The organism is Daejeonella lutea, assembly GCF_900168015.1.
GTDB lineage: Bacteria > Bacteroidota > Bacteroidia > Sphingobacteriales > Sphingobacteriaceae > Daejeonella > Daejeonella lutea.
This window is the reverse complement of sequence record NZ_FUYR01000001.1, coordinates 981,971-995,519: the sequence shown is the minus strand read 5'-3', so window position 1 is coordinate 995,519 and position 13,549 is coordinate 981,971. Positions and strand designations below refer to the sequence as shown.

General features: G+C 45.5%; 4 protein-coding genes. 2 read left to right on the top strand and 2 right to left on the bottom strand.

The features are described from left to right. Window positions 1-90: 90 nt before the first annotated feature. Both B5X60_RS04420 and B5X60_RS04415 read right to left on the bottom strand, forming a co-directional pair. Complete coding sequence (locus tag B5X60_RS04420; protein WP_079701417.1) at window positions 91-1,683, bottom strand: peptide chain release factor 3; 1,593 nt, start codon at window positions 1,681-1,683, stop codon at window positions 91-93. A gap of 40 nt (window positions 1,684-1,723) precedes the next feature. Continuing rightward, window positions 1,724-2,656 carry a Smr/MutS family protein gene (locus tag B5X60_RS04415; RefSeq protein ID WP_079701416.1) on the bottom strand — a complete coding sequence of 311 codons (933 nt, stop codon included), beginning with the start codon at window positions 2,654-2,656 and terminating at the stop codon, window positions 1,724-1,726. A gap of 72 nt (window positions 2,657-2,728) precedes the next feature. Here B5X60_RS04415 and B5X60_RS04410 point away from each other — a divergent pair, with 72 nt between their 5' ends. After that, window positions 2,729-3,013: a VF530 family protein gene (locus B5X60_RS04410; RefSeq protein WP_079701415.1), complete on the top strand. Its 285-nt coding sequence runs from the start codon at window positions 2,729-2,731 to the stop codon at window positions 3,011-3,013. Between the two features lie 126 nt (window positions 3,014-3,139). Further along, window positions 3,140-13,498, top strand: a complete 10,359-nt coding sequence (locus tag B5X60_RS18090; protein WP_170878379.1) for an Ig-like domain-containing protein — start codon at window positions 3,140-3,142, stop codon at window positions 13,496-13,498. Window positions 13,499-13,549: the final 51 nt, after the last annotated feature.

Sequence of the window (13,549 nt, the reverse complement as noted above, 5' to 3'; positions counted from 1 at the left end):
TAGGTTGTAAGTTATAAGTTTTACGTCTGGACGGATAACCCAGCGTTTAGAAACTTATAACTTACAACATATAACGTATAACGTATTACTTTATCCTTGTTGCCTTTTAAACTCTGAGGTAGAATGAAACTCCACATCAGGAAAATCTCTCTTAGCCAGATTCAGAGTCCAGTCGTTATCCGCCAGAAACACAGGATTGCCATCCTTGTCAGTAGCGATATGATGATGGCGTCTTTGAACGATCTCGTTGAGATTCTTCTTATCCTTTGAGGTTAACCAGCTTGATTTCCGGAACGTCAGGGGCCGGAAAGCACACTTGGCACCATATTCGTGCTGCAACCTGAAAGCGATTACTTCGTACTGTAATTCTCCTACCGTTCCAATGATCTTTCGGTTACCTGGCTGTTGCACAAATAGTTGAGCCACACCTTCTTCTGTAAGTTGTTGTAAGCCTTTCTCCAGTTGTTTCGACTTTAGTGGATCCCTGTTCTCAACTTCTTTAAAGATCTCAGGGGAGAAGCTTGGTATGCCTTTGAACTGGAGCTGTTCCCCTTCGGTGAGAGTGTCGCCAATTTTGAAGTTACCACTGTCGTAAAGACCAACCACATCACCCGGCCATGCCTCTTCAACAAGACTTTTTTCATTGGCCATAAAGTCCATCGGATTCGAGAATTTAAGCTTCTTGCCTTGACGGGTATGAAAATAGAATTTATTGCGTTCAAACTTTCCCGAACAGATTCGCAAGAAAGCAATCCTGTCGCGATGATTTGGATCGAGGTTAGCGTGGATCTTAAAAACAAACCCAGTGAAGGCTTTCTCTGTAGCAATAACCAAACGCTCATTGGCTTCCCGGCTTTTAGGGCTTGGCGCGATTGATACGAAGGTGTCAAGCAATTCCCGTATACCGAAGTTATTAATTGCACTTCCGAAGAATACTGGAGCCAGTAGTCCCTCAAGGTATAAATCCTTGTCGAGAGTGCCGTATATGCCTTCGACCAGCTCCAGATCGTCTTTTAATGTCTTTAATTCTTTAGGCTGGAGATGCTCGGTTAATAGTGCATCATCCAGATCTTTTACCTGGATGAGGGTTTCTGCGATCTTTGATTTATCAGGACGGAAGAGATTAAGAGAATTATCGAAAATATTATAAACCCCTTTAAAATTATGTCCCTGACCAATAGGCCAGGATAGGGGGCACACACTAATGTTCAGATTGTTTTCAAGTTCATCGAGCAGATCAAATGTGTCCTTACCTTCACGGTCTAGTTTGTTGATGAAGATAATTACGGGCGTATTGCGCATCCGGCAGACATCCATCAGCTTCTGCGTTTGCTCCTCGACCCCCTTAACACTATCGACTACAAGGATAACACTATCTACCGCAGAAAGCGTTCGATAGGTATCTTCAGCAAAGTCTTTGTGGCCCGGTGTATCCAGAATATTGATCCGCTTACCATTATACTCAAATCCCATAACGGAAGTAGCAACAGAAATTCCTCTTTGCTTTTCTATTTCCATGAAATCTGATGTGCTGCTCTGGTTGGCCTTATTGCGTTTTACCGTTCCGGCAGTATTTATAGCACCTCCAAACAGGAGAAATTTCTCTGTAAGGGTTGTTTTACCGGCATCGGGGTGACTAATGATTGCGAAGGTTTTCCGTTTCTCTATTTCAGGGTTGAGCATATAACATCAGGGAATTACAAAAATGCAAAGGTAGTAAAAATCACTTCAGAAAAACCTCCGTGCCGCCATACCCAAACCTTTCCTTATGTGCGTCCATAAAAGTCCTGACCTGTGGATGCTTGCTAATTACTTTGTAGATCTCGTTTCTAAGTGTACCGTTGCCGTTCCCGTGGATGAGAACAATTGATGGTAGTTTGTGAACGATCGCGGCATCGAGACTTTTGCGGAAATGCGCAAGCTGAATATCCAAGATCTCCTTATTAGTCAGGAACTGATAATCATCCCTTAGTTTTTCGATGTGTAGGTCAACTTCTTTACCTGGACTTTCAACTTGCCGCTTTTCGGCAGCAGGCTTATAAAAGCTTTCTTTCAGCTTTTGCGGGTCGATAATTGGTTCATTTGAGTCAAGCTGAATCATCCATGCCGGATGATCGAGATATTCAGAGCTCTTTTTGGCGCCTGAGAAATCCTTCGCACGCAACTTTTCCGAGAACATTATGGGCTTTTTAATTTCCGCACCTTCGCTGGCAAATAACAATATCTGTAAATGAAATTTAGGCCATTGATCGAGTTCATTTAAGGAGGCGGAATATATCTGGATAGCAGATTTAGCAGAGATTATCCCATGATATTCACCTTTAAATTTATTAGGTTTTTCTGTGGTTAACGTAAGTAATAGCTTATATGAGCTGGTATTTACAAGATGGAGGTGGACGACAGCGCCCGCTTTTTTATCCGGTACTGCTGCCACGAAAATACCGCTTGATACAAATTCCGTTTCCTGTTTGGTTTCTATCTGGGTTTGTACATCTTCACTTTGGCCATGGACCCGGGTTACCTGACTTGCTAACACTGGGATTTCAAATCCATCCTCGTCGGTAACCGCTATAGTCGCATCGTCGATTATACGGGTTATATACCCTTCGCGTCTTTCTTCGACAAAACGGACAAACTCGCCTAGCTTATATTTCATAATTAGATTATATGTGGGAATGAGAAGCAAAATTACGGATAAGATTAGGGTAAATCTGTATTTTTGCACGATATGGGCAATACTCAGCCAAATAACCCTCTCCATGGTAAAACTTTGGAATCGATATTGATTTCCCTTATTGAGGCTTATGGGTTTGAAAAACTTGGTTTCCTGATCAGGATTAAATGTTTCAATGAGAACCCAGACCTTCAGTCGTCCTTAAAGTTCCTGCGTAAAACTCCTTGGGCACGTAAAAAAGTTGAAGACCTTTTCTTAGAACAAAAAGAAATTAATCTAAGATTCATTTTACGTCCAAATATGGTTAAGTTAAAGAAACGCTTAGGAGCTGCTATTTAATCGCATTTTTCGGGAACCTTTACTTGTGTATTTCGTACAACATGCATCAAGGCATTCGAAACACAAATGGGGATTTTTACGAAGCACTTTAAGCGCTTTTTTTATTTGATTCTGGGTTGTTTTATTATGCCTGTTTCTGTATTCGCAGATTCATATCCGGCGCGACTCCACGAGTTCTTTCCTTCATTTACCCCCAATGCCCCCACCGTAATTAAGCCAGGATTTTTACTTTCGAAATCTAGAGTTGCAAATGCGGCGCCAGAAGCAATCGATGTTAAGAATTTTTATCTTCAGGCTATAAACCTTCCATACCAGATTTTGCCACTAATTGGAAGTGATGCGGACGGTTCAATCGCATCGTTTAAAATAATAACCCGAACCCCGGCTAACCCACAGGGAAGGTTAATGCTTAATAATGTGCAGGTGTCCAATGGCCAGGTATTGACTCCTGCCGAAGCTAAACTGTTGAAATTTGAACCAAGATCAGGATTTACGGGTGTTGCCAGCTTCACCTATACCGTAACGGATAATGCCGGGTTAAGCGATTCAAGCCCGGCGACTTTCACTATCCCGGTAACGAATGATCCATCACTTCTGGTTTGCAGCGGTACAGGTCTTGGAACAAACATTCTCGGAGCAAACGGAACATTTAGCAGCCCATACATCACACCGAATAACACTGTTAACAATTGCATTAACAATGGTTCCACCACAGCTGGTCCGGTTGGAAACCTTGGAAACTCTAAACCTTTGCAAACGACATATACGTACGCTTCTACTTCCGGTGGGTTGGGTCCTGAGGGCACATACTCATTTCTTAAAACATTAGGAACCATCAGTGCCTCTGATCGAAATTGCATCAAAACTGATTGGGTCGCTTCTGACCATACCGGAGATGGAGGATACGCCATGATCGTTAATGGTTCTCCAAATTCGGCGACATTTGGTAAGACATTTTATCAGGCAACCAGCATAGCCGTTTGCCCTAATACACTTTACGAATTCTCCGCTTATGTGATAAATGTCCTGCCAGGAAACCATGTTGCGGCCGCAGCAGGATCTGAACCTAACATCAGTTTCTATATAAATGGTGAGTTAGTTTCGACTTCCGGTGCGATAAGCTATTCGACCGCAGCGACTAACTGGGTCCCTCAATGGGTAAAGGTTGGAGGACTTTGGTATTCCGGCCCAAATACTTCGGTCGATTTAAAGATTGACAATGCCACCTTCGTAGCAGGGGGTAACGATTTAGGTCTTGATGATATTTCTATGGCTATCTGCGGACCAGATATCACCTATCCCAACATTGATTTGACTGCAAGATATTGCTCTTATGGTGTATTGCCATTAAAAGCAGATATAAAAGCTTCGATTAATACCTATTCAGCCTACATTTTTCAGAACAGCATCGACGGGGGATTGACCTGGACAGACATGGGAACAGCCAAAATCGGCAGCCCGGTATATAACTCAACTTTGAATGTGTATGAGTATCAGGCTACTTATGGGGATATTCCAATTACACCCTCTATGGATGGATATCGCTATCGCCTCAAGGTTGCTACTGATATTAACAATCTGACCGGAACGTTGTGTAACGTCTCCGCGGATAAAATAATAACAGTTTCTACATTTAATTATCCGTCAGGCGGAGCAGATATAACGGGCTGTAATAGTAGCGCTACAGCGAAGCTAGTTGCGGCAGCTGCTGGGGAAACATGGACAACAGTAGCCGGAAATCCATCTTCAGCAACCATTGATCAGTCCGGTAATATTGCTGGGATGACGGCCAACGGCATCTATAAGTTCCAGCTCACAAATACGGTTGGATGTTCGGACACCGTAAATGTAACCCGCGATGAAATAAAAAGCGCCGGATCGGATGCGTTCGTTTGCGGCTCTTCGACCACCCTCAAGCTGGCAGATGCCGGAGCTGGTTATAAATGGGAGATAGTTGCAGGAAATCCGGCCTCAGCGACGATCAACCCTTCAACAGGTGCGATTGCGGGACTAACTGTCGACGGAGTGTATCGTTTTATATTACGCTCGGATTACGGCGGATGTACCGATGAGATACTGATCACGAAGGCAACGATTTCTCCTACAAGTACAAAAACTGATGTTTTATGCTTTGGAGCATCTACCGGAGCAATAGATCTGAGTGTGACCGGTGGTACGGGTCCTTATTCTTATAGCTGGAGTAACGGGCAAACGACACAGGATTTAGCTGGATTGCCTGCAGGAACTTATACGGTATTGATAACCGATTCAAAAGGTTGTTCAATAACTTATCCGGTTACAATAAACCAGCCTTTAGAACTGACCTTATCCTCTGTGAAATCAGATGTGCTTTGCTTTGGCGCGAGCACGGGCTCGATCAACTTGACTGTTGCTGGAGGTACCGGACCTTATACATATAGCTGGACCGGTGGAACAACATCAACAACGGAAGATTTGACCAATCTTTCTGCGGGAAGCTATACCGTATTCGTAAAGGATGTCAATAACTGCAGTGCAACTGCCACCATCATCATCACACAGCCTGCAGCAGCACTGAGCGTAACTTCGACAAAATCAGATGTGCTTTGCTTTGGCGCCAGCACGGGATCAATTAACCTGACATCCGCTGGTGGAACAGGACCTTATACATACAGCTGGACCGGTGGAATTACAGCTACCACGGAAGATCTCACTAACCTCGCTGCAGGGAGCTATACGGTAACTGTAACTGACGCCAATAACTGCAGCGCGACCGCTACGATTACGATTACCCAGCCTGCAGCAGCTTTGACCCTCAGTTCAACCCAGGTGAATGTGCTTTGCTTTGGAGCAAGCACCGGATCAATTAACCTGACTGCTATTGGCGGAACAGGATCCTACACCTACAGCTGGACCGGCGGAACAACAGCTATCACAGAAGACTTGACCAACCTTGCAGCAGGAACTTATACGGTAACTGTTAGCGATGCGAATAACTGCAGTGCAACTGCCACCATCACCATTACTCAGCCTGCAGCAGCACTGAGCTTAACTTCGACAAAATCAAATGTTGTTTGCTTTGGGGCCTCAACAGGATCAATTAACCTGACAGCTACTGGTGGAACAGGACCTTATACATACAGCTGGACCGGTGGAACCACAGCAACCACGGAAGATTTGACCAATCTTTCTGCGGCAAGCTATACAGTAACTGTAACTGATGCCAATAACTGTAGCGCTACAGCCACCATCACGATCGCTCAGCCTGCAGCTGCCCTCACTTTAACGTCGACACAAACAAATGTTCTGTGCTTTGGCGCAAGTACCGGATCAATTAACTTGACTGCTGCTGGTGGGACAGGAGCTTATACGTATAGCTGGACCGGTGGAATTACAGCTACCACGGAAGACCTAACCAACCTTGCAGCAGGAAGCTATACCGTAATTTTAACCGATGCAAATAACTGCAGTGCAACAGCTACGATCACCATTACCCAACCTGCAGCAGCAATGACCCTCAGTTCAACCCAAGTGGATGTGCTTTGCTTTGGAGCAAGTACCGGATCGATTAACCTGACTGCTACTGGTGGGACAGGAGCTTATACGTATAGCTGGACCGGCGGAACCACAGCCTCGACGGAAGATTTGACCAACCTTGCAGCCGGAACTTATATGGTAACTGTTACCGATGCCAATAACTGCAGCGCGACAGCCAACATCACGATCGCTCAGCCAGCTTCCGCTTTAACATTAACTTCGACAAAATCAGATGTGCTTTGCTTTGGCGCAAGCACGGGATCAATTAACCTGACTGCTACTGGTGGAACAGGACCTTATACATACAGCTGGACCGGTGGAACCACAGCAACAACTGAAGACCTAACTAACCTTGCAGCCGGAACTTATACTGCAATTGTAACCGATGCGAATAACTGCAGCGCCACAGCCACCATCATGATCGCTCAGCCAGCTGCCGCTTTGACATTGACTTCTACTAACACAGACGTACTATGCTTTGGCGCCAGCACAGGCTCTATCAATTTAACCGTTTCGGGTGGAACAGGAGCTTATACTTATAGCTGGACCGGTGGAACCACAGCGTCTACTGAAGACTTAACCAACCTTCCAGCAGGAATGTATACAGTGACCGTCACGGATGCAAACAACTGCAGTGCCACGACAACTATCTCAATCATTCAGCCGGCCTCTGGATTAACCGTCAACTCTACACAATCGGATGTGAGATGTTTTGGAACTTCTACAGGAGCTATAGATTTAAGCGTAACCGGGGGTATTGGTCCTTATACTTACAATTGGAGTAACGGACTGGCGACCCAGGATCTATCAGGGTTGGCTGCCGGGACATACACAGTTACAGTTACTGATTCGAAAGGATGTTCAGCGACACTGACCTTTACAATAAATCAACCACTTATGTTGACTGTAACGTCGACACAAATAGATGTCCTATGCTTTGGCGCAAGTACCGGATCGATTAACCTGATTGCTACCGGTGGAACAGGAGCGTACACCTACAGCTGGACGGGCGGAACCACAGCCTCGACGGAAGACCTGACCAATCTTGCTGCAGGAACTTATACCGTAACTGTTACGGATGCAAATAACTGCAGTGCAACTGCCACCATCACCATTGTTCAGCCGGCAGCAGCACTGACCCTCAGTTCAACCCAGGTGGATGTGCTTTGCTTTGGAGCAAGCACGGGATCGATTAACCTGACAGCCGCTGGAGGTACAGGACCTTACACATATAGCTGGACCGGCGGAATTACAGCTACCACGGAAGACCTGACCAACCTTGCAGCCGGAACTTATACCGTAACTGTTACGGATGCAAATAACTGTAGCGCTACAGCTACGATTACGATTACCCAGCCTGCAGCAGCACTGAGCTTAACTTCAACAAAATCAGATGTTCTTTGCTTTGGGGCCTCAACAGGATCAATTAACCTGACAGCTACTGGTGGAACAGGACCTTATACATACAGCTGGACCGGTGGTACCACAGCAACCACGGAAGATTTGACCAATCTTTCTGCGGGAAGCTATACCGTATCAGTAACTGATGCCAATAACTGTAGCGCTACAGCCACCATCACGATCGCTCACCCTGCAGCTGCCCTCACTTTAACCTCGACACAAACAAATGTTCTGTGCTTCGGCGCAAGTACCGGATCGATTAACTTGACTGCTGCTGGTGGGACAGGAGCTTATACGTATAGCTGGACCCGTGGAATTACAGCTACCACGGAAGACCTAACCAACCTTGCAGCAGGAAGCTATACCGTAATTGTAACTGATGCCAATAACTGTAGCGCTACAGCCACCATCACGATCGCTCAGCCTGCAGCTGCCCTCACTTTAACCTCGACACAAACAAATGTTCTGTGCTTCGGCGCAAGTACCGGATCGATTAACTTGACTGCTGCTGGTGGGACAGGAGCTTATACGTATAGCTGGACCCGTGGAATTACAGCTACCACGGAAGACCTAACCAACCTTGCAGCAGGAAGCTATACCGTAATTGTAACTGATGCCAATAACTGTAGCGCTACAGCCACCATCACGATCGCTCAGCCTGCAGCTGCCCTCACTTTAACGTCGACACAAACAAATGTTCTGTGCTTTGGCGCAAGTACCGGATCGATTAACTTGACTGCTGCTGGTGGGACAGGAGCTTATACGTACAGCTGGACCGGTGGAATTACAGCTACCACGGAAGACCTAACCAACCTTGCAGCAGGAAGCTATACCGTAATTGTAACTGATGCAAATAACTGCAGTGCAACAGCTACGATCACCATTACCCAACCTGCAGCAGCACTGACCCTCAGTTCAACCCAGGTGGATGTGCTTTGCTTTGGAGCAAGTACCGGATCGATAAACCTGACTGCTACTGGTGGGACAGGAGCTTATACGTATAGCTGGACCGGCGGAACCACAGCCTCGACGGAAGATTTGACCAACCTTGCAGCCGGAACTTATATGGTAACTGTTACCGATGCAAATAACTGCAGTGCAACAGCTACGATCACCATTACCCAGCCTGCAGCAGCACTGACACTCAGTTCAACCCGGGTGGATGTGCTTTGCTTTGGGGCCTCAACAGGATCAATTAACCTGACAGCTACTGGTGGAACAGGTCCTTATACATACAGCTGGACCGGTGGAACCCAAGCAACAACTGAAGACCTAACTAACCTTGCAGCAGGAAGCTATACGGTAACGGTGACCGATGCCAGTAACTGCAGCGCGACATCCACCATCAACATTACTCAGCCTGCTTCCGCTTTAACATTGACTTCTACTAAAACAGACGTACTATGCTTTGGCGCAATCACCGGCTCGATCAACCTGACTGTCGCTGGTGGGACAGGAGCTTATACGTATAGCTGGACCGGCGGAACCACAGCTACCACAGAAGACCTGACCAACCTTGCTGCAGGTACTTATACGGTAACTGTAACTGACGTCAATAATTGTAGTGCTACTGCGGCGATCACGATTACCCAGCCTGCTTCCGCTTTAACATTAACTTCGACAAAATCAGATGTACTATGCTTTGGTGCCAGCACGGGTTCAATTAACCTGACAGCTACTGGTGGAACAGGAGCTTATACGTATAGCTGGACCGGCGGAACAACAGCTACCACGGAAGATTTGACCAATCTTTCTGCGGGAACTTATACGGTAACTGTTACCGATGCCAATAACTGCAGCGCTACAGCTACGATTACGATTACCCAGCCTGCAGCAGCACTGAGCTTAACTTCGACAAAATCAGATGTTCTTTGCTTTGGGGCCTCAACAGGATCAATTAACCTGACAGCCACTGGTGGAACAGGAGCTTACACGTATCGCTGGACCGGAGGAACCACAGCTAGCACTGAAGACCTGACCAACCTTGCTGCCGGAACCTATAGCGTAATTGTAACTGATGCAAATAACTGCAGCGCTACAACTACCATCACCATTACCCAACCTGCAGCTGCCCTCACTTTAACGTCGACACAAACAAATGTTCTGTGCTTTGGCGCAAGTACCGGATCGATTAACTTGACTGCTGCTGGTGGGACAGGAGCTTATACGTACAGCTGGACCGGTGGAATTACAGCTACCACGGAAGACCTAACCAACCTTGCAGCAGGAAGCTATACCGTAATTGTAACTGATGCAAATAACTGCAGTGCAACAGCTACGATCACCATTACCCAACCTGCAGCAGCACTGACCCTCAGTTCAACCCAGGTGGATGTGCTTTGCTTTGGAGCAAGTACCGGATCGATAAACCTGACTGCCACTGGTGGAACAGGAGCTTACACATATAGCTGGACAGGCGGAACCATAGCTACCACGGAAGACTTGACCAACCTTGCAGCCGGAACTTATATGGTAACTGTTACCGATGCGAATAACTGCAGCGCCACAGCCACCATCACCATTACTCAGCCTGCAGCAGCACTGAGCGTAACTTCGACAAAATCAGATGTGCTTTGCTTTGGCGCAAGCACGGGATCAATTAACCTGACTGCTTCTGGTGGAACAGGACCTTATACATACAGCTGGACCGGTGGAATTACAGCTACCACGGAAGATTTGACCAATCTTTCTGCGGGAAGCTATACCGTATCAGTAACCGATGCGAATAACTGCAGTGCAACTGCCACCATCACCATTACTCAGCCTGCAGCAGCACTGACCCTCAGTTCAACCCAGGTGGATGTGCTTTGCTTTGGCGCCAACACCGGATCAATTAACCTGACAGCTACTGGTGGAACAGGACCTTATACATACAGCTGGACCGGTGGAACCACTGCAGCAACTGAAGACCTGACAAACCTTGCAGCCGGAACTTATACCGTAACTGTTATTGACAGGAATAACTGCATTGCAACAACAACCGTCACTATTAATCAACTCCCGGCGTTAGCGCTAACCGTTTCTAAAATTGGAGTGGACTGTTACGGTTCAAGCACAGGTGCCATAGATATAAATGTAGTTGGAGGCAGCGCACCTTATACCTACTTATGGACAGGGGGAAAAACGAACGAAGATATCTCAGGTTTAAAAGCTGGAACTTACAATGTATTGGTTACAGACAAAAACAACTGTATGGTAACAGCGTCCATAATCATTGAGGAACCTGCAGCGCCGTTGACTTTAACCTTTACGAAGACTGATGTTCCTTGTTTTGGTTTTAGTAATGGAATTATCAACCTTAGCGTATCGGGTGGTACAGCCCCATATAAATATTCTTGGACAGGTGGACGTACAACCGAAGACCTTGTTGGTATTGCTGCAGGTTCGTATAATGTGGTTGTCACTGATGCCCGAAACTGTACCGCATCAACTACGATTACTGTGTCTCAGCCACCCATTGCTCTTTCGTTGAATTCAACACATAAGGACGTGCTTTGCTACGGTGCAGAAAACGGATCAATAGATCTAAATGTAACTGGTGGCACAGCGCCTTATAAATTTGTTTGGACGGGAGGATCTTCCACTGAAGATATCTCTGGTCTAAAGGCGGGATCTTACAACGTTACGGTAACGGATGCTAACAATTGCAGTGCGACACTTTCAGTGACAATTAACCAGCCAACTACAGCCTTGGAATTAAATTTATCAAAGACCGACATAATTTGTTTTGGCGGAAATGCCGGTGCCATCAATGTTAAAGTCTCTGGCGGTGCAGCTCCTTATCGATATCTCTGGTCAGACGGAAATACTGCAGCAGTTCGTACTGCGCTTGCTGCGGGGGATTATGAGCTCACTGTGACTGATGCGAATAATTGCACAAAATCTGCTTCAGTAACAATTGTACAACCTTCACAACCATTCGCATTAAACCATACCCAGAGCAATATCTATTGCTATGGTGCTTCAACTGGTTCGATCGACTTGAATGTAATCGGTGGTTATGCACCATATAAATACATATGGGATAACGGTAAAAATACTGAAGATTTGTCTGGATTGTCGGCCGGTTCATACACAGTTACAGTAACCGATTCTAAGGGATGCGAAGTTACATCATCGATAACAATAACCCAACCTCAAAGCATTGAAGTGGAAATTTCGAAAACCAATATTTCGTGCTATGGATCAACTAATGGCGCAATAAGTCTTGTCGTGAGGGGTGGTACCGCACCCTATACCTACAGTTGGAATAATGGCAAGACAACCAAAGATCTGATAGGTCTTCCTACTGGTGTTTACAGTGTATTAGTTACTGACGCAGCAAACTGCTCGGTAAAGAAAGAGATAATTATATCTCAACCAGACCCTCTAAAAGCTGTTTTAAGTGTAAAAAATGCAAGCTGCCTAAATAATGATGGAGCTATTTCGAGCAGTATTACTGGCGGCATAAAGCCATATAAAATATCGTGGACAGGAGACAAAGCACTATCTGGAGATGCCCTGGTTAACTTAAAATCAGGTAGTTATGAAATGATTGTTACTGACGCTGCAGGATGTACAACCAGTGTTAAAGCCGAACTTATTCTGGGGACATGCGCCCCAGTTGCTCATAACGATAAGTTCAGTGTTGAACAAGACAATTTATTAATAGGGGATGTGGCTCCAAATGACATAAGCCCGCTGGATGCTAAGCTGACTTTTAGTAAATTGACAGATCCCAAAAATGGCACATTAACATTTGAACCAAACGGTAAATTTACATTCTTACCCGACAAAGGATTTGCTGGAATTGTTGAGTTTTCTTATCAGATATGCAATGCTTCAGGAGCCTGTCATACAGCAAAGGTTGAAATAAATGTAAGCAGCTTCTCTGTAGTGAATCTTACACCGGAACTTTCCTCAGTTTGGGAAGGTAGAAAAATTTCAGTGACTGCGAGATTAGAGCGTGCGGTCAAGGACGATGTAACGATCACCGTTGAGTATAGTGGTAAGGCAGAAAAAGAAAGGGATTATTTGGTACTCGATCAATATTTAAGTTTGACTATCCCTAAAGGTTCTTTATCAACTACTCAAAAGATGACAATCGCTGCGCTTAATGATGGTTTCCAGGAAGGGGATGAGGATATTATTATAAAAATAAAAACGGTCTCCAATCCTGAGGTGCGTATAGGGAATGGTGCGGTAGTTATAATTAATGATGTTTATCCTCCTCCACCTACGACCGATGTTCCGCAAGATGAACCTATCAATGCAGAGATCGTACCCGACCCTCTGATGTCACCAAATGGTGATGGGTCCGGTAATGAATTTTTCACTATTCAAAATATAGAAACCTATCCGGATAATGAGGTAGTGATATTTAACCGATGGGGGAATGAGTTGTTCGCAATTAAAAATTACAATAATAACGATAGAAACTTTAAAGGCTTTGCCAATAAAGGCCTTCTCGTCAATTCGGACCTGCCTTTAAGTGACGGTGTATATTTCTATATAATTACAACATACCGGACGATTGGACCCGAGCGGACAAAACAGGTCAATAAGGGTTACTTGATACTTAAAAGGTAAAATCTTAGCGGCAAATTCATACGTTTAAACATTTAATTACCCCAAATCGGA

What these genes read in the sequence shown, in the direction of transcription:
- B5X60_RS04420 (WP_079701417.1), bottom strand. Translation starts at nt 1,683, where the DNA reads ATGCTCAACCCTGAAATAGAGAAACGGAAAACCTTCGCAATCATTAGT.
- B5X60_RS04415 (WP_079701416.1), bottom strand. Translation starts at nt 2,656, where the DNA reads ATGAAATATAAGCTAGGCGAGTTTGTCCGTTTTGTCGAAGAAAGACGC.
- B5X60_RS18090 (WP_170878379.1), top strand. Translation starts at nt 3,140, where the DNA reads ATGCCTGTTTCTGTATTCGCAGATTCATATCCGGCGCGACTCCACGAG.
- B5X60_RS04410 (WP_079701415.1), top strand. Translation starts at nt 2,729, where the DNA reads ATGGGCAATACTCAGCCAAATAACCCTCTCCATGGTAAAACTTTGGAA.